The organism is Allobosea rubneri, from assembly GCF_032464875.1.
Taxonomy (GTDB): domain Bacteria; phylum Pseudomonadota; class Alphaproteobacteria; order Rhizobiales; family Beijerinckiaceae; genus Allobosea; species Allobosea rubneri.
Genome location: NZ_JAWDID010000036.1, coordinates 1 through 23,197, shown reverse-complemented (window position 1 = coordinate 23,197; position 23,197 = coordinate 1). Strand labels below are relative to the sequence as shown.

20 protein-coding genes are annotated in these 23,197 nt (G+C 67.2%); 7 read left to right on the top strand and 13 right to left on the bottom strand.

All coding sequences use genetic code 11. The features are described 5' to 3' along the window. Positions 1-78 precede the first annotated feature (78 nt). The 4 genes from RKE40_RS20255 to RKE40_RS20240 form a co-directional block, all read right to left on the bottom strand. Positions 79-1,089 (bottom strand): HlyD family secretion protein, encoded by a 1,011-nt coding sequence (locus RKE40_RS20255; RefSeq protein ID WP_316020023.1) that lies wholly within the window; start codon positions 1,087-1,089, stop codon positions 79-81. 4 nt (positions 1,090-1,093) lie between these two features. Next, complete coding sequence (locus RKE40_RS20250; RefSeq protein WP_316020022.1) at positions 1,094-2,386, bottom strand: glycosyltransferase family 2 protein; 1,293 nt, start codon at positions 2,384-2,386, stop codon at positions 1,094-1,096. Between the two features lie 2 nt (positions 2,387-2,388). After that, on the bottom strand, positions 2,389-3,684 hold the full coding sequence (locus tag RKE40_RS20245) for a TackOD1 domain-containing metal-binding protein (RefSeq protein ID WP_316020021.1): 1,296 nt from the start codon (positions 3,682-3,684) through the stop codon (positions 2,389-2,391). A gap of 336 nt (positions 3,685-4,020) precedes the next feature. Continuing rightward, positions 4,021-5,001, bottom strand: a complete 981-nt coding sequence (locus RKE40_RS20240) for an MBL fold metallo-hydrolase (RefSeq protein ID WP_390893466.1) — start codon at positions 4,999-5,001, stop codon at positions 4,021-4,023. A gap of 196 nt (positions 5,002-5,197) precedes the next feature. Here RKE40_RS20240 and RKE40_RS20235 point away from each other — a divergent pair, with 196 nt between their 5' ends. Both RKE40_RS20235 and RKE40_RS20230 read left to right on the top strand, forming a co-directional pair. After that, the gene (locus RKE40_RS20235; protein ID WP_316020019.1) at positions 5,198-6,160 is read left to right on the top strand and encodes a LysR family transcriptional regulator; all 963 of its coding nucleotides are present in this window, start codon (positions 5,198-5,200) and stop codon (positions 6,158-6,160) included. Positions 6,161-6,368: 208 nt separating this feature from the next. Continuing rightward, the gene (locus RKE40_RS20230) at positions 6,369-7,493 is read left to right on the top strand and encodes a zinc-dependent alcohol dehydrogenase family protein (protein ID WP_316020018.1); all 1,125 of its coding nucleotides are present in this window, start codon (positions 6,369-6,371) and stop codon (positions 7,491-7,493) included. 3 nt (positions 7,494-7,496) lie between these two features. Here the strand turns inward: RKE40_RS20230 and RKE40_RS20225 are convergent, their stop codons facing one another. Further along, positions 7,497-8,681, bottom strand: coding sequence for an MFS transporter (locus RKE40_RS20225; protein ID WP_316020017.1), 1,185 nt, complete (start codon positions 8,679-8,681; stop codon positions 7,497-7,499). 48 nt (positions 8,682-8,729) lie between these two features. On the opposite strand from RKE40_RS20225, the gene RKE40_RS20220 reads away from it, so the two are divergent. After that, entirely contained in the window at positions 8,730-9,284 is a 555-nt protein-coding gene (locus RKE40_RS20220; RefSeq protein ID WP_316020016.1) for an Lrp/AsnC family transcriptional regulator, read from the top strand. 9 nt (positions 9,285-9,293) lie between these two features. Here RKE40_RS20220 and RKE40_RS20215 read toward each other — a convergent pair whose 3' ends face one another. From RKE40_RS20215 to RKE40_RS20185, 7 genes are all read right to left on the bottom strand, one after another. Beyond that, entirely contained in the window at positions 9,294-10,031 is a 738-nt protein-coding gene (locus tag RKE40_RS20215) for a class I SAM-dependent methyltransferase (RefSeq protein ID WP_316020015.1), read from the bottom strand. A 74-nt stretch (positions 10,032-10,105) separates the two neighbouring features. After that, positions 10,106-11,539, bottom strand: a complete 1,434-nt coding sequence (locus RKE40_RS20210; RefSeq protein ID WP_316020014.1) for an aldehyde dehydrogenase family protein — start codon at positions 11,537-11,539, stop codon at positions 10,106-10,108. Between the two features lie 207 nt (positions 11,540-11,746). Continuing rightward, complete coding sequence (locus RKE40_RS20205) at positions 11,747-12,442, bottom strand: ABC transporter ATP-binding protein (protein WP_316020013.1); 696 nt, start codon at positions 12,440-12,442, stop codon at positions 11,747-11,749. Positions 12,443-12,444: 2 nt separating this feature from the next. After that, positions 12,445-13,191 (bottom strand): ABC transporter ATP-binding protein, encoded by a 747-nt coding sequence (locus RKE40_RS20200; protein ID WP_316020012.1) that lies wholly within the window; start codon positions 13,189-13,191, stop codon positions 12,445-12,447. After that, positions 13,188-14,129, bottom strand: coding sequence for a branched-chain amino acid ABC transporter permease (locus RKE40_RS20195; RefSeq protein ID WP_316020011.1), 942 nt, complete (start codon positions 14,127-14,129; stop codon positions 13,188-13,190). The genes RKE40_RS20200 and RKE40_RS20195 overlap by 4 nt, the downstream gene beginning before the upstream one ends. Beyond that, positions 14,129-15,034 carry a branched-chain amino acid ABC transporter permease gene (locus tag RKE40_RS20190; protein WP_316020010.1) on the bottom strand — a complete coding sequence of 302 codons (906 nt, stop codon included), beginning with the start codon at positions 15,032-15,034 and terminating at the stop codon, positions 14,129-14,131. The genes RKE40_RS20195 and RKE40_RS20190 overlap by 1 nt, the downstream gene beginning before the upstream one ends. Before the next feature lie 189 nt (positions 15,035-15,223). Beyond that, positions 15,224-16,531, bottom strand: coding sequence for an ABC transporter substrate-binding protein (locus RKE40_RS20185; protein WP_316020009.1), 1,308 nt, complete (start codon positions 16,529-16,531; stop codon positions 15,224-15,226). 247 nt (positions 16,532-16,778) lie between these two features. On the opposite strand from RKE40_RS20185, the gene RKE40_RS20180 reads away from it, so the two are divergent. The 4 genes from RKE40_RS20180 to RKE40_RS20165 all read left to right on the top strand — a co-directional run bounded on the left by RKE40_RS20180 (position 16,779) and on the right by RKE40_RS20165 (position 22,250). Then, on the top strand, positions 16,779-17,921 hold the full coding sequence (locus tag RKE40_RS20180; protein ID WP_316020008.1) for a CaiB/BaiF CoA transferase family protein: 1,143 nt from the start codon (positions 16,779-16,781) through the stop codon (positions 17,919-17,921). 9 nt (positions 17,922-17,930) lie between these two features. Then, a complete protein-coding gene (locus RKE40_RS20175; protein WP_316020007.1) occupies positions 17,931-19,085 on the top strand; it encodes an acyl-CoA dehydrogenase family protein in 1,155 nt (384 codons plus the stop codon). 200 nt (positions 19,086-19,285) lie between these two features. Next, the gene (locus RKE40_RS20170) at positions 19,286-20,122 is read left to right on the top strand and encodes an HTD2 family dehydratase (RefSeq protein WP_316020006.1); all 837 of its coding nucleotides are present in this window, start codon (positions 19,286-19,288) and stop codon (positions 20,120-20,122) included. 172 nt (positions 20,123-20,294) lie between these two features. Then, positions 20,295-22,250: a bifunctional 2',3'-cyclic-nucleotide 2'-phosphodiesterase/3'-nucleotidase gene (locus tag RKE40_RS20165; RefSeq protein WP_316020005.1), complete on the top strand. Its 1,956-nt coding sequence runs from the start codon at positions 20,295-20,297 to the stop codon at positions 22,248-22,250. Positions 22,251-22,262: 12 nt separating this feature from the next. On the opposite strand, the gene RKE40_RS20160 is transcribed toward RKE40_RS20165, so the two are convergent. Then, positions 22,263-23,197: autotransporter outer membrane beta-barrel domain-containing protein (locus RKE40_RS20160; RefSeq protein WP_316020004.1), on the bottom strand; the 935-nt coding region annotated here is incomplete at its 5' end.

Here is a 23,197-nt window from a genome sequence, read left to right as displayed (position 1 = left end):
CCGGCTGCATACAGGCCGGCGCCCGGACGCGGGGCAGACGCAAAGCGCGCCAAGACCGCGCCGGCCTAACCCTTTTCATCACCACCAGGACCGACCAGCCACCGTGACCTTCGATGCCAGTGGGAAGGTCGCTTCGGCGTCGAGCCGGATTTTTGCGACCTGCCCGCGCGAGGGCGGGCGAAAGGCGCGCTGGAACTCCGCCGGGAGCGGGACCGTGATCGGCTGGATCTCGGAAATCGTGCCGTCCGTCTGCTTGAAGCCGTCGGCGACCTTCACGGGGTCGCCGACCTTGACCTCGTACAAGGTCCCGGTCTCCAGATAGACCAGCGCAAATTTATGGCCGACATAGAGCTGCATCAAATTGTCGCCCGGCCGCAGGACGTCGCCCTGGACCGCTGTCTTCGGTCCGATGGTTCCGTCGGCGGGCGCGGTGATGATGCCGTCATTGTAGCTCCGGCGCAGCTGTTCCAGGGCTTGCCGGGCCTCGCCCAACGACAGGTCGAGCTGGGCGAGCTGCTCGATCGCGCCGCGGCGCTCGGCCTCGCGCGAGACCTTCTCCTGCATGGCGGCATAGCGGTCCTTCTGGACGTTCGCGGCAAAGGCGTCCGAGACGAAGCCAAGCCCGGCGCGGGAGCTGTTGACCTTCCGCAACTGCACCTCGGTCTCCTTGAGCCGCTCCTCGGCCGTTTTCATCACCGCATTGGCGACTTCGAGCTTGATCGCGAGTTCGGCCTGCCGGGCCGTGGTCTCGGCAGCCCTGGAGGTCAGCGTCGCCATGGCCTCCATGATCTGCGGTGAGCTGACCGTGGCCAGGACATCGCCCTGCTTCACCAGTTGTCCGGGCTGCGCCGCCATCTTCGTGACCTGGACCGCATAGGGCGAGGCCACGATGACATGATCGGACAGGATCAGGCCTTCCGCCCTCAGCCAGAGCAGGTTTCCGACCAGGACGTCCCCGAGATAGAGGAAGGTCGCGATCACGGCCGCGATGTAGACATAGCGCCCGTAGTTGCGCCTCGCCTTCTGGTTGGCGCGCACGTCGTTGAGGAACTTGTCCGCGCGCTCATGGTCTCTCAGCTGCGTGATCATGGCGTCACCGTTTCCAGTGGGCTTGGTGGGAGACGCGGGATGGCGAATAGGAGTCGCGCGCCGAGGCGCGATAGATCCACTCCTCCCAATAGGCATGGAGCCGCACGCACCGCATGAAGACGCCGTTGTAGAGGCCGAAGGTCAGGATGTAGGGGGCGATGGTCCAGACCATCCCGGCGCTGTAGCGCCGGCAGATCGTCAGAGCCATCAGGAAGCCGATGGCGTCGAGGACGAGATAGACGAGCGCGACCGCGATCAGGATGTTCAGGGCGCCGAGGCCGAAGCACAGGAACAGCCAGGCGACGTAGATCGGGAAGACCAGCGTCACGAGCCCGTTCATCACCAGCCATTCGCACTGCTCGAAGGTCTCCAGCAGCGCGAACCGGCGCCGCCTGGCATGGAACGTGTCGCGGAACTTGCGCAGGCGCGTGCGCAGGGTGTCGCGGTCCCAGCGGCGGCGCTGGCGTATCAGCGCGGCAAGGGTCGCCGGGGTATCGGTGAAGCACCAGGAATTGGCGGCGAACCGGATCTTCCAGCCGCAACGGCGCAGCCGCAGGGTCAGGTCGAAATCCTCGCCCGGGCCGGGCGCGAGCAGGCCGACCTGATGGATCGCCTCGCGGCGAAAGGCGCCGAAGGCACCCGAGGCGCAGACGACCATGTCGAGCATGTCGAGGGCGCGCTTACCCATGCCGATCGAGACGATGTACTCGATCGCCTGATAGGCGGTGACGGCGGAGTAGTCGTAATTGCGCACCCCGATCGAGCCGGTCGTGGCGCCGACCCTGGGATCGATGAAGGGCTCGATCAGCCGCTCGATGGCGTCGCAGTCATAGGAGCAATCGGCGTCGAGATTGATGATGATGTCGCCCTTGGCCAGGGAGAAGCCGAGGTTGCACGAGGCCGATTTTCCGCTGCGCACCTGATTGGACAGGGCGATGTCGATCTGACCCAGGAGCCGGTACTTGTGGATGATCTCGCGCATCCCGTCGGTCGAGCCGTCATCGATGAAGATGATCTCGTCGATCCTGCGCGTCTGCTCGCCGAGCGATCGCAGGCAGCGCTCGATGGCATCCGCCTCATTGTGGCCGGCGATGACGATGCTGAGCTTCAGCCCGTCGAGATGGCGCTGTTCGGCCGGCGTAGGCACGGCGGCCTTGGCGAAGCTCGCGGCGAAGACCGCGATGGCAGACAGCGTGTAGCGCGGGACCTCGAGGAGCACCATGAACCAGAACATGGAAAACCAGGTGGCCCAGTCGAACTGCCCCAGCATCACCAAGGGAGCGTCGAGGTCGATCATGTTCAACCCTGCCGGCTGCGGAGGCCTTCGAGCACGACGTCATCGACCAGCGTGAAGCGAAAGCCCGGATCGACCTTGAGGACGCTCCTGATCCTGCCGGCGACCAGCTGCAGCGCGCGCGCGGCATCGTGTGGACCAGTGCGGGGCATCAGGATGAGGAAGCCCTCGCCATGCTCACGCACGGCGTCGACCTCACGCAGTGCGCTGTGCAGGGTGTCGCCGACGAGTTGCAGGCTCTGTTCCCAGAGCCGCAAATCCTGCTCTGCGATCAGCTCTCGATTGGTGAAGGTGACGTTTGCGACCTGATAGGGCGAGCCAAATTCCCGCTGCTCCTTCCTGGTGTGATCGAGCAGGAGCTGGAAGCGATCGAGCCCGGGCTGAGCCGGCAGGCTTTCATCGGCCGCGCCCCGCAGCACCCGGCGCTGGCCGACAGCGGTCAGGCTGTAGGCGTACCAGGTCCGAGCCGGGACCTGGTCGGGCGCGTGATGAGCACCGCAGTCGATGCACTTGAAGCCGACCGCAGGCTTGTCATTGATCGCTCCGCACTCGAAGCAGCGGGTGATCGAGCCCGGCTTGTCGTAGTCGAGCCCGATATGGCGCAATGGCCGGGCGCATTTCGGACAGGTGAAGCCGCCATGGCTGCGGAACTGCGATTCCGGTGCCTCGTGCGCGCACTGGAAATGGTGAACGACGACCTCTTCGCTGATGTTGGCGGAGCGGCAGGAATGACATTCCTCCCGCACCGACAAATGCGCGGAACGGCATTGCGGGCAACAGAACAGCCGGTCGAAGAAGCGGCGCCTCAGGTAGCCCTTGTTGTCGAGACCGGCCGCCAGCTCCGAGACATTGTCGAGCGCCCCGGCGACTGGATAGCGCACCAGGTCTCGCAAGCCTGGATCATGGATCGGGACAAGCCCCTGATCGCGCGAATAGACCCTGGCAAGCAGGATGTCCTCGGGTTCGGAACTGTGGCGGATCGAGACAGGCAGCTCGCGCAGCTTGGCCTGGATCGCATAGGCGCGTTCCCAGGCGAACTGCTCGCCCTGCCCGGCCGCATCGATGCCCTGCCGTTCGTCCGGAACCAAACTGACGATCGGCACCAGCGGATCGCCGATATGCGCCAGGATCGTCCGCAGCGCGTGATCGGGCACGGCGGCCGTCAGCACCAATGCCTCGATCATCTCGCCGCGCGCCACGAGTTGCCAGCCCGGCGGAAAGCGGCATTCGTCGTGGAGCCTTGGATAAGCGAGGAAGTTTGCGGTCGGCGTCAGTGCAAAGCCGTCGACCCCCATGAGCATGACGATACTCCATGCAGGAAGTGACGGGACCAGCCAGCACCGGCCGGCGGCCGCCTCTCAACGGGAGACGAACGGGTGCATCGGGAAATTTGGTAACACATCTTAACCATGCGGGAATGGCAAAGCCCCGCTCCCGCGGGGGGCATTCGGACTACTCCGTCCAGGCTCGCCGTGCGGTCGCACAAATGCGCGATCAGGTTTCGCCCGGCGACCGCAAGAGGCACGGCAAGGACGACAACACAGCATGGCCGGAACCGCCGCTACCCCGGCCACGCGAAAGCGCGCGTGCGCTCTTCGCGCACGCTCCCCTGCCCTGAGCGGATCGGCTCGCTCCGCTCAGCCCCGCAGCATCTGCATCGGCGCCGGGTAGTAGCGGAAGCCTTCGCCGGCCTTGGCGAGATTGCCGAAGCCCGGCCAGGCGAAGTGATAGGACATCACCGGCGTCTTGTTCTCGGCGAGCATGCCGAGCAGCCGTACGCGCGACTGCGCCGCCTGCTTGGGGTCGCTGTCATAGGCGAACTCCATCAGCGGCTTTTCCAGCAGCAGCACGGCGTGATGGGTGAGATCCCCGAGGAAGGCGAAGGACTTTCCGCCGGAGGAGACCACGAAGATGTGGTGGCCGAAGGTATGGCCGGGTGCGGCGATGGCCTGGACGCCGGGCAGGAATTCCTGCCCGTCCTTGAAGAAGACGATGCGGTCGCGCACCGGCAGGAGATTGGCCCTCGCATGCTCGATGAAGGCCTTGAGCGGCGAGCCGAGCTTGCTCTCATCGGTCCAGAAGTCGAAATCGGTCTGGCTGAGATAGATCTGGGCGTTCGGGAAGTGGGTCTTGCCCTCGGCCGAGCAGATGCCGCCGATATGGTCGATATGGGCGTGGCTGCAGACGATGGCGTCGATGTCGCCGGGATTGATGCCGGCCTCCTGCATGCTCTTCAAGAGCCGCCCCGTCGTCGGCCCGAAGGCCTTGGAAAAGCCCATGCCGGTGTCGAACATCACCAGCTTGTCGCCGAAATTGACGATCGGGATGTTCTGCTCGAGCACGACATTGTCCTTGGGCAGGAAGTTCGTCTCCAACATCTTGTAGACGTCCTCCTTGGGGACGCCGGCGAAGTTGGTGCCGGGATCGCCGAGCGGCAGGGGCCCGTCGGAGACGACGCTGACCTCGGCCTGGCCCAGCATGAAGCGATAGAAGTACGGCGCCTGACTGCCCGCGAGCGGCGCCTTGGCGAGCACCGGCCCGGCAGCCGGCAGGCCTGCTCCCACGGCGAGCGCCGCCGCCCCGGAGAGGAAGCCGCGGCGGCTGGTCGGCGATGTGATGAGCTTCGACATGGCGTTCCTCCTGGTTGAGAGCGACGCCGGGTCTGGGCGGGCGCCCGGCCTTGCCGCACGGGCAGCTTGCACGCCCGGGCAGTGGACGGCCAATAAGCCTTCGCTCTAGTCTGCATAAGCGAAAGCTGCCGCCGCCCGCCGGGCCGGCAGGGCGCTGATCAGAGATCGGGAAGCAGGAGCGGCGATGGATCTGCGCCAATTGCGCTATTTCACGGCCATCGTCGAACAGGGCTCTTTCTCGAAGGCGGCGACCAAGCTGCGTGTGGCGCAGCCGGCGCTGAGCCAGCATCTGCGGCATATGGAGGACGAGCTCGGCGTCGCGCTTCTGCACCGGGGCACGCGCGGGGTCGTGGCGACGGAGGCGGGCGAGCGTCTACTGGAACGGGCCCGTACCATCCTCGCCGAATTCGCGGAACTGCGCGACTGCGTACGCGGCGAGACGGTCGCCCCGACCGGCGAGGTCCGCATCGGCTTGCCGGGGACCGTCAGCGAACAGTTCAGCGTGCCGCTGATCGAGGCTGCGAAGGAGCGCTACCCGGCGGTGCGCATCCGCATCGCCGAGGCGATGAGCGGCTTCGTGCTCGACTGGCTGCGCAAGGGCGAGGTCGACCTCGCCGTGATCTATTCGACCTCCGATCCCAAGGGGCTCGGCATCCACCATGTCCTGACCGAGGAACTCTGCCTGTTCGGCGTGCCGGCGCTGACGGCGCTCGAAACGCCGCCGGGGGAGCCGGTGACGCTGGCCGAGGCGGCGGGGCTCGACCTGATCCTGCCGGGGCCTGGCCATGGCCTGCGCGACCAGATCGACGAAGCAGCCACCGGCATCAACGCCACGGTCCACGCCGCCGTCGAGATCGAATCCTATGCGCAGATCAAGCGCCTCGCCGAACGCGGCCTCGGCTACGGCATCCTGCCGCGCATGGCCGTGAGGGCGCAGGAAAAGGCCGGCATCTTCCGGACCTGGCCGATCGAGCGGCCCTCGCTCTATCGCAAGGTCTATCTCGCCTATTCGACCGAGCGGCCGATGCCGGCGGCGGCGCGCGCCATCGGCCAGCTCTCCTGGGAGATCCTGCGCGGCCTCGTCACCGATGAGAGCTGGGCCGCGACGCTCGGCGAGGACGGCGATCAACCGGCCTTATATGGCTGATCGACATTTCGTCTTTGACAGGATGCCGACGAAGCCGAACACTCGCGCAACCATCCTCAGCCCTCGTCCTGAGGAGCCGCGCAGCGGCGTCTCGAAGGATGCTCCAGGAGGTTCTGGAGACAACTCGTCCATCCTTCGAGACGCGATCTGCGATCGCTCCTCAGGATGAGGGCTGAGCTCAACGAAGCATTCGATGCGAGGATACGCCTTGAAGACCCGTGCCGCCGTCCTCCATGCCAGCCCCGTCGCCGCCCCCTATGCGCAATCGAAGCCTCTCCGGATCGAGGAGGTCGAGCTCGCCCCGCCCGGCATGGGCGAGGTGCTGGTCAAAGTGCGGGCCGCCGGGCTCTGCCATTCCGACCTCTCGGTGATCGACGGTAACCGGCCGCGCCCGGTGCCGATGGTGCTCGGCCATGAGGCCGCCGGCGAGGTCGAGGAGGTCGGCCCGGGCGTCACCGACCTCAAGAAAGGCGACCGGGTCATCATGGTCTTCGTGCCGTCCTGCGGCCATTGCGCGCCCTGCAGCGAGGGGCGCCCTGCCCTGTGCGAGCCCGGCAATGCCGCCAATGGCGTCGGCGAGCTGATGGCCGGCGGCCGCCGGCTCTCGCAGAACGGCAAGCCGGTGAACCATCATGTCGGCGTCTCCGCCTTCGCCGAGCATGCGGTGATGTCGCGGCACTCGCTGGTCAAGATCGAGGCCGATATCCCCCACGAAGTCGCCGCGCTGTTCGGCTGCGCCGTGCTGACCGGGGTCGGTGCCGCCGTGAACACCGCCAAGGTCCGTGCCGGCGAAACAGTGGCCGTGGTCGGGCTCGGCGGCGTCGGGCTTTCGGCTCTGCTCGGGGCCGCCGCCTGTGGTGCTGCCCGCGTCATCGCCGTCGACCTCTCGGACGAGAAGCTGAAGATCGCGCGCGAACTCGGCGCCACCGACACCTTCAACGCCGGCGCGCCGGATGTCGTCGAGGCGATCCGCGCCGCCACGAAGGGCGGCGTCGACCACGGCCTCGAAATGGCCGGTTCGGTCAAGGCGCTCGAACTCGCCTACCAGATCACCCGGCGCGGCGGCACGACCACCACTGCCGGCCTTGCCAACCCCGCCCATACGATGTCGCTGGCGCCGGTGCGGCTCGTCGGCGAGGAGCGGACGCTGAAGGGCTCCTATGTCGGCTCCTGCATCCCGGTGCGCGACATTCCCCGCTTCATCGACCTCTATCAGCGCGGCCGGCTGCCGGTGGACAAGCTCTGGACCAGTTCGAGCTCGCTCGACGGTATCAATGAGGGCTTCGACGCGCTGCACGAAGGCCGCACGATCCGGCACATCATCCAGATGTGAGGCTTATTCAGCGGGCTGGTTGCCTGCCGCTGCCGTGCGAGAGGTGAGCACGGTGGCGAGCGCCGCTGTCAGCATCAGAGCGACCGCCGTCAGCCCAAGCGCCGCGAAACCGGCACGGGCATAGAGCGGCCCGAAGGCCGTCGTCCCGACGAAGAGGGCGAGATATGTCACGCCGCTGTTGAGGCCCATGATCGCGCCGCGGCGGCTGGGATCGAGCGCCGCTAGCCGTAGGATCAGCACGTTCAGCGCCGCATGGTTGGCCATGCCCCAGCAGAACACCACGGCGAGCAGCGCGGGATAGGACCCGGCGACCAGGCTCATCAGCAGGTAGACGCAGCCGACCACCGCGAAGAACAGCGGCAGCAGCCGGGCCGGGCCGAGGCGATCGATCCAACGATCTAGAAAGGCGGTCGCCCCGAAGCCGAGGCCGTAGCAGAGGGCGAGCAGGCCGGCGGCGCTTACGGGGAGACCCAGCACCCGGTGCAGATGGTCGCCGACATAGGCGTAGACGCCGTAGAACGAGGCCATGAAGGCGGCGCAGGCGAGGAGCAGCGGCGCGATGCCGGGAACATGCAAGGCGGAGAGTGGCGATGGCGCAGCGCGGCCGGCCGCACTGCCGCCAGCAGTGAGATTCGAGGTTCCGGCGACGGCCGCTAGGCCTGCTATGACGACGATGCCGTAGACCGTGCGCCAGCCGGAGAGATCGGCGATCACCGCCGAGAGCGAGACGCCCGCGACCATGCTCAGCGTCCAGCCGAACAGGACGACGCCGAGCGTGTCGCTCTCGCGGCCGGGCGGCGATGCCAGCGCGGCGAGCGTGTAGATCGCGGGGAGCGCGACGCCGGCCGCGAGCCCGGCCAGCAATTGCGCGCCGACGAAGGCCGGCAGGGCGGGCGCCACCCCGCTCGCCGCGAGCGCGGCGAGAAAAGCGAGCAGCGCATAGCGCAGCATCCGCCCCGGCCCGAAACGGTCGATCAGCCCGGCGAGCAGGAGCGCGCTCGCCGCCGTGCCGATGCCGAAAGCGGCGGAGGCGGTCATCACCGCCGGCACGTCGCTGGCGAAGCTCTCCGCCACCCGGGGGGCGATCGGGCCGAGCGCGAGGGAGTTCGCGCCAACCAGCCCGATGCACAGACAGAGCGCATAGGCCGCCGCCGGAACCCGAGAGGTGATTTGATCTGAATTCGCCATTTCGGCAAAATGACCGAACTGCATTCCGGTTCAATCGGAGAATATCGAATGCTGGAAAAAACAGATGGCGTTCGGCGCGGCCGCACCACCAAGCGCGAGCTCGATGCGATGGACCGAAAGCTGTTAGGCGTTCTCGTCGAGGATGCGACGGCGAGCTACGCCGAACTCGGCGAGCGCGTGGGCCTGTCGCCGCCGGCGGCGCATGAACGGGTGAAGCGGCTGCGGCGTTCCGGCGCGATCAAGCGGATCGCGGCGCTGATCGAGCCGGAGGCCACCGGCAAGACGCTGCTCGCCTTCGTCCATGTCGACACCACCGGCTGGGGCAAGACGACGACGCTGCTGGCGATAGAGGCGCATCCCGAGGTCGAGGAGATCCATTCGGTCGCTGGCGACACCTGCATGCTGCTGAAGGTCCGCACCGAGAGCACGCATGCGCTCGAAGGCCTGCTGGCGAAGATCTACGACGTGCCCGGCGTCACCGCGACGCGCAGCTATGTCGTGCTCTCGACCTATCTGGAGCGGCCGGTCCAGCCGGGCATCACTGCGGAATGGCCCGGGCGGGTCAAGGATCCGCGCGCACCGGGCGGCACAGCAAAAGGCTGAGCCGGCCCCTCAGCCGAACAGAGCCGGATTGACCACCGGCCGCGGCCCGACGGGCACTTTGAGATGATGCAACCGGATCGGCTGATGCAGGAGATAGCCGCGCCCGTCGCGCTCCGACAGGGTCTCGAAACGCGCCTGCAGCTTGTCGCGCGCCGCCACCGCCTGCTCCAGGCGCGCCGGATCGGCGGCGACCGCACGCGCGACGAAGGCGGCGAGATCGGGGAAGGCCTCGATCCGATCGAATTCGATGCGGCGCTGCTCGCTGACGACGCCGCGACGCATCGCCCTGACGATTGCATCCTGGGCCGCCTGGCGAACCTCGGTCTCGTCCTCGATCAGGCGCAGCGCATCGAAGAAGGTACCTTCCGAAAGCGGCTCGACGACGATGACGGTGCCGCCCTTGCCGACGACGCGGGCGGCCTCCTCCAGCGCCGGCAGCATCTCCAGAACCGGCACGTGATGCAGGCTGTTGAGGAAGATCGCCACATGCATGGAGGCATCGCCCCAGGGCAGATGCAGCGCGCCGGCCTTGTGGAGCTGCGCCTTGGGCACGAGCGCGCGCGCCGCTTCCAGCGCCGCCTCGTCGGGATCGACGCCGGCCATGCGAGCGCCACGCTCGGCCAGCGCATGCAAGAGATGGCCCCGCCCGCAGCCGATATCGACGATGCGGCGATCCTGCAGGGGCGCCAGCAGCGCTGCGAGAATGTCGACGGTGTCGCCAGCCGGCCGGGTGCCCATGTCGGTCATTGGATACGCGGCCGGCATGCCGGCGCAAGACCCGATTTCGGGGGATCCTGCGCCGGGGAGATCAAGGGCCGGGCTCAGCCGTGCTTGTGCACGATGGTCTTGGTCACCGCGAACTCCTCGAGCGCCATGAAGCCCTTCTCGCGGCCATGGCCGCTCTTGCCGGTGCCGCCGAAGGGCAGCTCGATACCGCCGCCGGCGCCATAGCCGTTGATGAAGACCTGGCCGGCCCGGACGCGCTTGGCGACACGCTGCTGGCGCCCGCCATTGCCGGTCCAGACGCCGGCGACGAGGCCATACTCCGTGGAGTTGGCGAGCCGGACCGCATCCTCCTCGTCCTCGAAGGAGAAGGCGGCGAGCACCGGGCCGAACACCTCCTCCTGCTCCAGCCGGTTGCCGCGCGGCACCTGGCCGAACAGGGTCGGCGTCACATAGAAGCCGCCATTGGGCACGCCCTGGGCGATTGCGCCCTCGGCGAGGACCGGGATGCCCTGCTCGCGGGCCTGGTCGATGAAGCTCTGGACCCGGCCGCGCTGCTTGGCGTTGATCACCGGGCCGCAATCGAGGTCCATCTCCGGCGTGCCGGCGCGCAGCTTGGTGAACTCCTTCGCGACGGCGCCGATGAAGTCGTCATAGACATTCTTCTGGACGAGCACGCGGCTGCCGGCCGAGCAGGTCTGCCCGGTGTTCTGGACGATAGCCTTGCAGACGGTCGGGATCGCGGCGTCGAAATCGGCGTCGTCGAAGATGATCTGCGGAGACTTGCCGCCGAGCTCGAGCGTGCAGGTGATGAAATTGTCGGCGCAGGCCTTCTGGATGATCTGGCCGACCTGCGGCGAGCCGGTGAAGGAGATGAAGCCGACGCCGGGATTGCGGCAGAGCGCCTCGCCCGCCTCATGGCCGCGGCCGGTGACGATGTTGATCGCGCCATCGGGGAAGCCGACTTCCGAGGCGAGTTCGGCGAGCCGCAGCGCGCTCTGGCAGGCATCCTCGGCCGGCTTCAGCACGACCGCATTGCCCATGGCCAGCGAAGCGGTCAGCGAGCGGCCAATCATCTGCGCGGGATAGTTCCAGGGCAGGATATGGCCGGTGACGCCATAGGGCTCATGGACGACGTTGACGCTGTAGCCGTTGAGGAATGGGATGATGTGGCCGTGCACCTTGTCGGCGGCGCCGCCATAGAACTCGAAATAGCGCGCGGTCGCCTCGATATCCGCCCTGGCCTGCGCCATCGGCTTGCCGGTGTCGCGCGCCTCGATCTTCGCCAGCTCCTCGAAATGGTCCTGGACCTTGAGGGCGAGCTTGGAGATCAGCCGGCCGCGCTCGGCGGCGGTGAGCTTGCCCCAGGCACCCTCATAGGCGGCCTGCGCCGCCTTCACCGCATCGTCGATATCCTGCGCGTTGCCGCAGGCGATGCGGGTGAATTCCTCGCCCGTCGCCGGGGCGAGCACGGCCATGGTCTCGCCGGAGCGGCCGGCCACATAGCGGCCGTTGATGAAATGCTGGGTCATGCAAAATCCTTCCAAGTCCTGCGAGGCATGTCCTGTGAGGCGAGCCCCGACCTGTGGCGCCCCTTGTGAGGGATCGTCAGGGATAGGGATAGTCGGTCATGCGATCGGACGCCTTGCGCTTGCCGCACGACGAATCGCTGCGGGCAGTAAAAGGTCGCCTCCCTCGCCCGCCCTGCCCGGCTCGGGAAAGGAACTTGCGCCCGGCCCTCAATGCAGCCCGGCCGCAGCGAGCGAGCTCGCGGCAAGCGCAGCCTCGCTGACCTCGCCACGCTCGATAGCATAGGCCTTCTCGGCGAAATTACGCAGCAGGCTCGGATTGGATTCGGTGATCAGCAGGGCGATGTCGGGATGGCTGTCGCGCAAGGTCCGCAGCGCCGCCGCATAGCGGTTCGCGAGAACCGGCGCCAGCCCCTGGAAGGGCTCGTCCAGCAGGATCACACGACTGCCGACCATCAGGGCCCGCGCCAGCGCCGCCATCTTGCCCTGGCCGCCGGAGAGGCCCGCCGCCGGCCGGTGACGTAGCTCGGCGAGCTCCGGCAGCACGGCATAGATGCCCTCCAGCCGACGTGCGATCTCGGCCGCGGGCAGCTTCATCACCTCGGCCGGGAGGCGAATATTCTCCTCGATGCTGAAGCTCGAGAACAGCCGCCGGTCCTCCGGCGCGTAGCCGATTCCGAGGCGCGGGCGCAGATGCGCCTTGACGCTGTCGAGCGGGCGCCCATCGAAGCTGATCGCGCCCTCCGTCACCTTCATGAAGCCCATGATGGCGCGCAGCAGGCTGGTCTTGCCCGCGCCATTGCGGCCGATCAGGGCGACGGTCGCCCCCTCGGCCAGCGACAGGTTCGCACGGCGCAGCACCTGCACGCCCTCGATCTCGGCCGAAAGTCCTTTGATCTCCAGCATGATCAGACTCCCACTCCGATCACGGTCTCGCGCACTTCGGGATGGTTCAGGATCTCCTCGGGCGAGCCTTCGAGCGCGATCCTGCCGCTGGACCAGACAGCGACGCGGCTGGCATAGCGGGCGACCACGTCCATATCGTGCTCGACGAAGATCGCCGTGGTGGCGCGCGCATCGAGGGCGCGCGTCAGCGTGTCCATGACCTCGAATTTCTCGGTCGAGGAGACGCCGCTGGTCGGCTCGTCCATGAAGATCAGCTTCGGCTCGAGCGCCAGCGCGACGGCGATGTCGACGAGCTTGCGCATGCCCTCCGGCAATTCGCGCACGATGCGCCCGCCGATCGCCTTCAGCCCGACCATGTCGAGCAGCTCCCACATCTCCTGAGCCTTCGGATGGCGCTCCATCACCAGGAAGGGCGACCAGGAGCCCTCGCGGGCGGAGAGCGCGAGGAGCAGGTTGTCGATCACCGTGTTGTCGAGAAAGAGCTGCGGGATCTGGAAGGAACGGCCGATGCCGAGCCTGGTGATGGCGCGCGGCGAGAGCGCCGTGATGTCCTGCCCGGCGAAGACGACGCGGCCGGATTGCGGCTTGAGATAGCCGGTGCAGAGATTGATGAAGGTGGTCTTGCCGGCGCCGTTGGGGCCGATGATGGCGATACGCTCATTGGCCGAGACCTTGAGCGATGCGCCGTTCGCCGCCTGCACCCCGCCGAAGCGCAGATTGAGGTCGTTCGCCTCGAGGATGATGCTCATCGCCCGCCCTCCTTGCGGCGCGAGCCGGTGGCGATGCCATAGAGTCCGGCAGGCGCGAAGAAGATGATGACGAGCAGCATGACGCCGAGCACGGCATGCCAGGTCTCGGGTGCGTAGACCGCCGCATAGCCGCGGATGATCTGGAACATCAGCGCCCCGAGGAAGGGCCCGGCGACGCCGCCTATGCCGCCGAGAATGGCGATGAAGACGAACTCGCCGGAGCGCACCCAATAGGCCAGCTCCGGCGTGACATGCCCGGAGACCAGTGCGATGACGGCGCCGCCGAGGCCGGCAAGCAGGCCCGAGAGCAGATAGGCGCCGAACAGCACCCTGCGCGGGGATACGCCGAGATATTCGAGCCGCGTCTCGTTCGACTTGATCGCCTCCAGCGCCTTGCCGCCGGGGGAGACCAGATAACGGGCGACGAAGAGTGCCGCGACGAGGCAGAGCCCGAGCGTGATGTAGAAGATCCAGAGCTCGAACTGCTCGCGGCCAAACTCCATCCCCGCGAGCGTCGGGCGCGGCACGCGCTTGCCGTCGGCGCCGCCGGTGATCGGGAAGAGCTTCTCCAGAAGCGAAAAGAACACCATCGAGATAGCGAGGTTGAGCATGCCGAAGAAGATCGCCCGGTAGCGGACGATGAACAGGCCGACTAGCGCGGCGAGCAGGCCCGATGCCGCGGTCGCGACCGGGATCAGGATCAATGCCTCATGGCCGAGCCGGGCCGCCGCCATGAAAGCGACAGCATAAGCGCTGAACGAGAAGAACAGGCCGTGGCCGAAGGAGACCTGGCCGGCGCGCAGCAGCACCATGATGCCGAGCGCCGCCAGCCCCTCGCAGAGCGCGACGGTCAGGATCACCGTCGACCAGGGCGAGAACAGCGGGAAGACGGCGAGTGCGATGAGCAGCGCGAGGCCGAGGACGAGCTGGCGCGCCATCACACCTTCCTCGTCTGCACGGTCGAGAACAGGCCCTGCGGACGCACCAGCAGCACCAGCATCATGATGAGATAGGGGATCAGCACGTCGAACTCCGGCGCGAAATAGACCGCGACGGAGCGCCCGAGGCCGATCAGCAGAGCCGCGACCGCCGCGCCCTCGATGCGCCCGAGCCCGGCTGTCGCGGCGACCGCGAAGGAGAGCACCAGCGTGCCAGCCCCGATGCCGGGGGTTAGCGAGGTGGTGGCGGAGGCGAGAGCGCCGCCGAGCGCCGCCAGCGAGGCGCCGATGATGAAGGTGATCAGGTAGACGCGGGCCGCGTCGATGCCCATTGCCGTCGCGGCCTCGCGGTCCTGCGTCACCGCGACGATGGCGCGGCCAAAGCGCGTCCGGCGCAGGAAGAAGCGCAGGCCGACGAGCACCGCGAGCGCGACCAGCGGCATCAGGATGAGCTGGTACTTGGTGTAGAAGATGCCGAAGACCTCGACCGTGCCGAGCCAGTTCATCGGCGCATTGGCGAAATAGGGCTGCACCCCGAACACCACCTTCTGCGCGTCCTCCAGGATCATGAAGACGGCGAAGGTGACGATCAGCTGCAGCACCTCCTCCTTGCCGTAGACCCGGCGCAGCAGGACGATCTCGACGAGGCCGCCGACCACGGTGCCGACCAGCGCCGCGGCGACCAGCAGGAAGGGAAAGGCGAGCCAGGCGGGCAGGCCCATCGCCCCCATGGCGAGGACTCCGGCGGCGGCGACATAGGCGCCGATCGCGTAGAACGAGCCATGGGCGACGTTGATGATGCCGAGCACGCCGAAGATCAGCGAGAGTCCGACCGCGACCAGGAAGATCAGCGAGCCATAGGCCAGGCCGTCCAGCGCGGCGAGAAGAAGCATTTCAATGGGCATGCAGACCGTTCTTCAGAAACTGATTCAAGTGCCTGAGAGGCTGATTCAACCAAGCCCCTCCCCGTCATCCCGAGCGACCGGAGGGAGACCCGGGATCCCTGCCTGGGGTCTCCAATCGATGATCGGGCATGGGTCCCGGATCGTCGCGGCTTTGCCGCGCGTCCGGGACGGCCAGGGTGAGGAACCGCCTCACTTCGCGTAGTCGAAGGTCTCGATCGACTTGTCGTTGACTAGGGCCTGGGTTGCCTTGGCGAACCAGTCGAGCGACTTCTCGCCGACCGGCGTCGTCACCAGCTTGCCGGGATAGAGCGCCATCTTGTCGTAGACCGCGAACGGGTATTCGGGCACGCGCTTGGTCGTTCCGAGCATCTGGTCCTCCAGCCCCTGATGGTCCGCGCGGATGGTGATCGTGCCGGTCAGCGACTTGAACTCCAGACCCTCGAAGGCGGCGATGACCTGCTCCTTGCTCGGCCATTTGCCGCCGGTCGACGCCCCGGCCTTCTCATAGGCCTTGGCAAGGCCGGTCAGGGCCTGCTGCATGTGGAAGGTCGGGTAGATCGGATAGACGCCGGTCTTGTCCTTGTACTTCTTGACGAAGGCCTGCATCTCCGGGGTGTTCTTGGTCTTCGGGTGCAGCCAGTAATGGTCGCCGCGGGCGCCGACGATGACGCCTTCCGGCAGTACGTTGCCGAGCCGCTCCAGCGAGCTTTCGGCCAGCGGCAGTACGAAGGTCGACTGCTTCAGGAGGCCGCGCGCCGCCGCCTGCTGGACGAAGGTGTCGAGGTCGCCGCCCCAGGAGGTCGAGAGCACGACGTCCGGCCGCAGCGCCGAGAGCCGCGTGATCTCGGTCGAGAAATCAGGCGCGCCGAATTTCGGGAAGAGCTCGGCGACGACCTTCACATCGGGCTTCAGCGCCTTCAGCCCGGCCTGGAACAGCGCCCAGGATTCGCGGCCCCAGGCGTAGTCCTGGTTGACCACTGCGATCGACTTGAAGTCGGGCTTGACCTTCATCAGGTAGAGCAGCGTCGCCATCATCTCGGCGCCGGCATGCCCTTGCGTGCGGACGGAGTATTTCCACTTGCCGTCCTCGAAGATGGTCTGCGTGCCGCAGTCCCACATCACGTTGACGACCTTGAGATCTTCCGCGACCGGCGCGAGCGCGTTGCAGGAGCCCGACGAGATCGCACCCAGCATGACCTGCGCGCCCTGCTCCTGCACGACACGGCGATATTCGGAGAGAAGCTGGTTGGTGCCAGCGCCCTCGTCGACATAGACCGGCTTCACCGGCACGCCGAGAATGCCGCCCTTGGCGTTGAGTTCCTCGATCAAGAGGTCGGCGGCGTTCCTGCCGGGCACGCCGAACACCGAGGCCGGGCCGGACAGGAAGGTCGCGATGCCGACCACGAGCTCTTTCGGCTTGTCCTGCGCCAGCGCCGGCAGCGACGCCAGCACGCCAGCCAGGACGGCACCCGCCGCCGCCAGTTTCATCCTCACCATGATCTCCTCCCTGATGTCCGCAGAACGGGCATGGCGCTCTTTTGCGGCGCCTGAACCATGGCGGAAGGGGCGCATAGGCGCGCTGAGGTCACAAGTAGGATAAAGCGATGAAGCCCATAGCGATTTTCTATAGTCCCTCGCCCGCGCCGCGAGCCGGCAGCGCTATGGCCCCCATCGCAAAAGACTATTTGACTTCGCCCTGCCGAACGGCGCGTCTCGCCCGAAACGGAAGGCGGACCAAATCAAGATGGCGGATGCTCTCGAAGGAATCCTGGTGGTGGCCCTGGAACAGGCGGTGGCGGCGCCGATCGCCAGTTGCCGCCTCGCCGATGCCGGAGCACGCATCATCAAGCTCGAACGGGCCGAGGGCGATTTCTCGCGCGGCTATGACGACTACGCCGAAGGCCTGTCCTCCTATTTCGTCTGGATCAACCGCGGCAAGGAATCCTGCCGGGTCGACCTCAAGGACCCGAACGACCTCGCTTTGGTCGAGACGATGCTGTCCGAGGCCGATGTCTTCATCCAGAACCTCGCACCCGGCGCTACCGGCCGGCTCGGCATCGGCTCGGCCGAGCTGCGCCAGCGCTATCCAAAGCTGATCACCTGCGACATTTCCGGCTATGCGCCGGGTACGCCGCACTACAACCGCAAGGCCTATGACCTCCTGATCCAGGCCGAGGCGGGCCTCTCGGCGATCACCGGCAGCGAGAGCTCGGGGCCGATGCGGATCGGCGTCTCGATCGCCGACATCGCCACCGGCAACGCCGCCTATGCCGCGATCCTGGAGGCGCTGCTCCGGCGGGCGCGCACCGGCCAGGGCTCGCAGATCCAGCTCTCGCTGTTCGACACCATCGCCGACCTGATGAACGTGCCTTATCTCACCCGGCGCTATGGCGGGATCGAGCCGCCGAAGCTCGGCCTCGCCCATCCCTCGATCGCGCCCTATGGCGTCTTCCGGCTGGCCGATGCCGAGGTGCTGCTGGCGGTGCAGAGCGAGCCGGAATGGCGCATCCTCGCCCGCGACGTGCTGCGCGACGATGCCCTCGCCGACGACCCGCGCTTTGCAAGCAATGTCCTGCGCGTCCGCAACCGCGCCGCACTCGACGCGGCGATCCAGGTCATCCTCGCGCCGCGCAGCTTCGCCGAGACGACCGCCGCGCTCGACAGGGCGCGCATCGCCTATGGCACCGTCTCGCATGTTGGCGACCTGATCAGCCATCCCGCCGCGACGGCGCTGCCGGTCGAGACGCAGAACGGGCCGGTCGAGGTGCTGGCGCCGCCCGCGATCGTCGACGGCAAGCGCACCGTGATGCGGCGCGTGCCGGCGCTCGGTGAGCACGAAGCGGCGCTGCGCCGGGAATTCGCGCCCAAGGCAGCGCGCACGGCCTGAGTTGATCCGATGACGCAGCACGACCACAGCGAAATCCGCGACGCCGTCGCCAGGCTATGTGCCGATTTCCCCGGCGAGTACTGGCGCAGGCTCGACCGCGAGATGGCCTATCCCACGGAGTTCGTGACCGCGCTGACGCAGAGCGGCTTCCTCTCGGCGCTGATCCCGGAGGCTTATGGCGGCGCCGGCCTCCCCCTGTCGGCTGCTGCGGTGATCATGGAGGAGATCCAGCGCCAAGGCTGCAACGGCGCCGCCTGCCATGCCCAGATGTATGTGATGGGCACGCTTTTGCGCCATGGCTCCGACGCCCAGAAGCAGCAATACCTGCCGAAGATCGCTTCGGGCGAACTCAGGCTGCAGGCCTTCGGCGTCACCGAGCCGACAAGCGGCACCGACACCACGGCCCTGCGCACCACCGCAAGGCGCGACGGCGACCACTACGTCGTCAATGGCCAGAAGATTTGGACGAGCCGGGCGACTCAATCCGACCTGATGCTGCTGCTGGCGCGGACGACGCCGCGCGATCAGGTGCAAAAACGCACCGACGGGCTCTCGGTCTTCATCCTCGACATGCGCGAAGCGCTGAAGGCCGGCCTCACCATCCGGCCGATCCGGACGATGATGAACCACGCGACAACCGAGGTCTTCTTCGACAATGTCCGCGTGCCGGCGGAGAACCTCGTCGGCGAGGAAGGCAAGGGCTTCCGCTACATCCTCTCGGGCATGAATGCCGAGCGTATCCTGATCGCCGCCGAATGCGTCGGCGACGCGAAATGGTTCATCGAGAAGGCGTCGGCCTACGCGAAGGAGCGGCAGGTCTTCGGCCGGCCGATCGGCCAGAACCAGGGCATCCAGTTCCCGATCGCGAAAGCCTACGCCAATATGCGCGCCGCCGAGCTGATGGTGCGCGAGGCGATCTCCCTCTACGAGGCTGGCGAGAACCCGGGCGCCGAGGCGAACATGGCCAAGATGCTCGCGGCCGACGCCTCCTTCGAGGCGGCCAATGCCTGCATCCAGACCCATGGCGGCTTCGGCTTCGCCGAAGAATACGATGTCGAGCGCAAGTTCCGGGAAACGCGGCTCTATCAGGTCGCGCCGATCTCGACCAACCTCATCCTGTCCTATCTTGCTGAGCATGTGCTCGGTATGCCGCGGTCGTATTGAAGACAACGACATCGACCCTCACCCGCGGGGAACCCCTCTCCTGGAAGGAGAGGGGCAGGGGTGAGGTGTTCGGACTGGAAACGTTGGCTTGAACCCAGCCGCGCGGTGAGCGCTCGCGGAACTGGTCACAGGGCCTACACCTCACCCTGCCCTCTCCTTCCAGGAGAGGGTTCCCCGCGCCCTTCCTTGCAGGGAGCATCATGAACATCGACCAGCTCAAATCCTGGATCGGCAAGACGGAAGAGGCTTCCGACCTCGTCACGCCGCGGCTCGTCGCGAGTTATGCGGCGACGTTTGCCCCTCATCTGGCGCCGTACCGGCAAGGCGAGGCGCCGCTCGCCCTGCACTGGTGCCTCGCCCCGCCAATCGCGCCGATGGCCGCGCTCGGGGAGGACGGGCACCCGGCCAAGGGCGGTTTCCTGCCGCCGATCCCCCTGCCGCGGAGGATGTGGGCCGGCGGGACGATCGAGACGATCGCCCCCTTGCAGACCGGCGACGATGTCACCCGCCGCTCGCGTATCGCCGACATCGCCTACAAGGAGGGACGCAGCGGGCCGCTCTGCTTCGTCGCCGTCGACCATGAGCTCGTCACGCCGCGAGGCCTGGCCCTGCGCGAGCGCCACAACATCGTCTATCGCGAAGCCGCGCAGTCGGGCGCGGAACCGGCAAGCCCCGCGCCGGCCGAACCTCGCCCTGCCGAACTGACCTGGACGGTCGAAGCCTCGCCGGTGCTGCTGTTCCGCTATTCGGCGCTGACCTTCAACGGCCACCGCATCCATTACGATGAGCCCTATGTCACCGGGGTCGAGGGTTATGCCGGCCTCGTCGTGCACGGCCCGATCCAGGCGACGCTGATCATGAACATCATCGCGACGCTCTCCGGCGGCGAGCCGATCCGGCTCGACTATCGCGGCCTCGCCCCGCTGATCGCGGGCGAGCCCTTTGTGGTCAAGGCGAAGCGCCTGGCCGACGGGGCGATCGCCGCCTGGACCGAAGGCGCGGATGGCCGCGTGCGGATGGAGGGCGTGAGCCGCTGAAGAGAGCCATTTCATAAGACAGAGAGAACCGCCACGCGACCCCCTCTCCCACACGGGAGAAGGGTTCCCCCGGGGCTCCGTCAGCTGGCTCGCTGCACAGTCATCTTCTGCGATGTCACGGTCCTGCCATGGTGCTAGCGTCTGTCGCAGCACCTCGCTTCAGGAACCGACGATGGACCGCGCCCCCCGTTTCAGCCGCCGCGACACGCTCAAGGCTGGAGCGGCGATCGCCGCCTCGGCCACCCTGCCCGCCCCGCTCGCGGCGCAGGCCCCGGCGCGCCTGAAGCTCCGGCTGCTTGAAACCACCGATCTGCACGTCAATGTCGTACCTTACGACTATTTCCGCGACGCGCCGGACGACACGGTCGGTCTTGCCAAGACCGCGAACCTGATCAAGGCGGCGCAGGCGGAAGCCAGGAACAGCCTGCTCTTCGACAATGGCGATTTCCTGCAGGGCTCCTCGCTTGGCGACTATGTCGCCTACAAGAAGGGGCTGAAGGCGGGCGAGACCCATCCGATGATCGCCGCAATGAACGCCCTGCCCTATCAGTGCGGCACGCTCGGCAACCACGAATTCAATTACGGGCTCGACTTCCTCGAGCACGGCCTCGCGCGCGCCGAATTCCCGATCGTCTGTGCCAATGTCGACAAGGTCGGCGGCGGCACGCTGATCGAGCCCTGGCGCATCTTCGAGCAGAGTTTTGAGGACGAGGCCGGCACCAGGCATGTCCTCAACATCGCGGTGATTGGCTTCGTGCCGCCGCAGATCATGCAATGGGACAAGGCCCATCTCGATCGCAAGGTGACCGCGACCGACATCGTCGAAGCCGCGCAGAAATACCTGCCGGAGGTCGCGCTCGCCCATCCGGACCTGACGATCGCGCTCTGCCATTCCGGCATCGCCGGTGGCGAGCGCCGAGGCGGCGAAGAGAACGCGGCGCTGCATCTTGCGAAGCTCGACGGCATCGACGTCATCCTGACCGGACACCAGCATCTGGTCTTCCCCGGGGCGAAGGCCTTCGACGGCATTGCCGGGGTCGACAACAAGAAGGGCTCGCTGCATGGCAAGCCCGCCTGCCAGCCCGGCTTCTGGGGCTCGCATATCGGCATTCTCGACCTCGAACTGGAGAAGCGCGAGGGCGGCTGGAAGATCACGGATTTCAGGGTCGATCCGAAGCCAATCTTCGAGCGCACGCCCGACCGCAAGATCGTGCCGAAGGCGCAGGCGGAGCCCGCGATCCTCGCCACGGTAAAGGCTGATCACGAGGCGACGCTGGACTATATGCGCGAGCCGGTGGGCGCGACCTCGGCGCCGATCACCAGCTTCTTCGCTTTGGTCGCCGACGATCCTTCAGTGCAGATCGTCGCCGATGCCCAGATCGCCTATGCCAGGCCGCTGATGGCGCAGACGCAGTACAAGGATCTGCCGATCCTCTCTGCCGCCGCCCCCTTCAAATCCGGCGGGCGCGGCGGTCCGGGCTTCTTCACCGACATCCCGGCCGGGCCCCTGGCGATCAAGAACGTCGCCGACATCTATCTCTACCCGAACACGGTGCAGGTGGTGAAAGTCACGGGTGCGCAGCTTCACGAATGGCTGGAGCGCTCGGCCGGCATCTTCAACCGCATCGACGTCGCGAAGTCCGAAGAACAGCCGCTGATCAATACGGGCTTCCCGGCCTTCAATTTCGACGTGATCGACGGCGTCAGCTACCGAATCGACGTGACGCAACCCTCGCGCTACGACCTCGACGGCAAGCTGGTCGCGCCGGACGCGCGGCGCATCGTCGACCTCGCCTTTCAGGGCAAACCGGTCGACGAGAAGGCACAGTTTCTCGTCGTCACCAATAATTACCGCGCCTCGGGCGGCGGCAATTTCCCGGGGACCAGGACGACAATCGTGCTGGAAGCGCCGGACCTCAACCGCGACGTGGTGGTGCGCTACATCCTCGACAAGAAGACGATCGACCCGACCGCCGACGGCAACTGGTCGCTCGTGCCGCTGCCGGCCAACGTCAACGTCACATTCCCGACCTCCCCGGCCGCCGCGAGCCGAAAGCCGGAGGGGCTGAAGGCGCAGGCCGTGGGCGATGCCGGCGAGGGGTTCGCGAAGTACCGCCTCGGCGGCTGAGCGCCGGTCTCCCTAAAACCTGACCTCGAGCCGCCCCTTGAGGGCGTGGTCCCTGGTGCGTTCGCCGATCGCGGCGGAGTAGGCGATGCCGACCGTCGTCGCCTTGCTGATCCGCCAGTCGAGTCCCGCCTCGGCGACGAGGGCGTTGCGGTCGATCTGGGCGGCATAGACCCGGGCCGGGGTGATGCCGGCGACGAAGGCGGTGCCTGCCTGCGGGGTGAGATCGCCGAAGCCGTAGCGCCAGCCGACGAGGCCGCGCGCGAACAGCGGCATCGCCCCGAGCTGCGCCTCGGCCCTAAGGCCGAGCGTGGTGAAGCCGAGCGACTGATCCTGCGAAGAAACCCGCAGCGCCGCCGCCCCGCCCTGCTCGATCGCCGAGCCGGAGGAGACCCGCAGCAAGGCGATCTGGGCGAAGGGCTCGAGCGCAAAACCCTGGAAGCGGAAGGCGTAGCCGAGTTCGGCGAAGGCCTGCAGCACGTCGGTGTCGCGCTCCGAGCGCAGCGTGTTGCCAAAGCCGCGGATCAGGACCTGGCGGGTCAGATTGGTCTCGCCGAAGGAATAGCCGACGCCGCCGTCGAGCCGCCAGTTGCCATGGCGCGCCCCGGCATAGAGCAGGACATGGCCGCTCTCGAGCCGGCCCGAGGACAGCCTCGTATCGGCGTCGAAATCCGAGCGGGTGTAGCCGCCGGCGATGCCGACCCGCAACGAGCTCAGGCCGCTGTCGTAGAGCTTCAGGTCGGCGCCGAGGATTGCCCCGCCGGTGCGGCGCGAGAGCGAGGCGGCATTGCCGTCGCCGTCGGTGTTGGCATGCGCCCCGAAGCCCTCGCCCCAGAAGCTGAAGCGCTCGTCGAGACGCGGTGCCGGCATCGCGACCGGCCCCTTGGCGCTCGGCAGATCGGCCGAGAACCCGGCTGCGATCTCGCCGCCCGGCACCGGCAGCAGCGAGC

What these genes read in the sequence shown, in the direction of transcription:
- RKE40_RS20210 (WP_316020014.1), bottom strand. Translation starts at nt 11,539, where the DNA reads ATGACCCAGCATTTCATCAACGGCCGCTATGTGGCCGGCCGCTCCGGC.
- RKE40_RS20195 (WP_316020011.1), bottom strand. Translation starts at nt 14,129, where the DNA reads ATGGCGCGCCAGCTCGTCCTCGGCCTCGCGCTGCTCATCGCACTCGCC.
- RKE40_RS20200 (WP_316020012.1), bottom strand. Translation starts at nt 13,191, where the DNA reads ATGAGCATCATCCTCGAGGCGAACGACCTCAATCTGCGCTTCGGCGGG.
- RKE40_RS20175 (WP_316020007.1), top strand. Translation starts at nt 17,931, where the DNA reads ATGACGCAGCACGACCACAGCGAAATCCGCGACGCCGTCGCCAGGCTA.
- RKE40_RS20170 (WP_316020006.1), top strand. Translation starts at nt 19,286, where the DNA reads ATGAACATCGACCAGCTCAAATCCTGGATCGGCAAGACGGAAGAGGCT.
- RKE40_RS20190 (WP_316020010.1), bottom strand. Translation starts at nt 15,034, where the DNA reads ATGCCCATTGAAATGCTTCTTCTCGCCGCGCTGGACGGCCTGGCCTAT.
- RKE40_RS20165 (WP_316020005.1), top strand. Translation starts at nt 20,295, where the DNA reads ATGGACCGCGCCCCCCGTTTCAGCCGCCGCGACACGCTCAAGGCTGGA.
- RKE40_RS20215 (WP_316020015.1), bottom strand. Translation starts at nt 10,031, where the DNA reads ATGACCGACATGGGCACCCGGCCGGCTGGCGACACCGTCGACATTCTC.
- RKE40_RS20250 (WP_316020022.1), bottom strand. Translation starts at nt 2,386, where the DNA reads ATGATCGACCTCGACGCTCCCTTGGTGATGCTGGGGCAGTTCGACTGG.
- RKE40_RS20245 (WP_316020021.1), bottom strand. Translation starts at nt 3,684, where the DNA reads ATGCTCATGGGGGTCGACGGCTTTGCACTGACGCCGACCGCAAACTTC.
- RKE40_RS20255 (WP_316020023.1), bottom strand. Translation starts at nt 1,089, where the DNA reads ATGATCACGCAGCTGAGAGACCATGAGCGCGCGGACAAGTTCCTCAAC.
- RKE40_RS20235 (WP_316020019.1), top strand. Translation starts at nt 5,198, where the DNA reads ATGGATCTGCGCCAATTGCGCTATTTCACGGCCATCGTCGAACAGGGC.
- RKE40_RS20185 (WP_316020009.1), bottom strand. Translation starts at nt 16,531, where the DNA reads ATGGTGAGGATGAAACTGGCGGCGGCGGGTGCCGTCCTGGCTGGCGTG.
- RKE40_RS20180 (WP_316020008.1), top strand. Translation starts at nt 16,779, where the DNA reads ATGGCGGATGCTCTCGAAGGAATCCTGGTGGTGGCCCTGGAACAGGCG.
- RKE40_RS20205 (WP_316020013.1), bottom strand. Translation starts at nt 12,442, where the DNA reads ATGCTGGAGATCAAAGGACTTTCGGCCGAGATCGAGGGCGTGCAGGTG.
- RKE40_RS20220 (WP_316020016.1), top strand. Translation starts at nt 8,730, where the DNA reads ATGCTGGAAAAAACAGATGGCGTTCGGCGCGGCCGCACCACCAAGCGC.
- RKE40_RS20225 (WP_316020017.1), bottom strand. Translation starts at nt 8,681, where the DNA reads ATGGCGAATTCAGATCAAATCACCTCTCGGGTTCCGGCGGCGGCCTAT.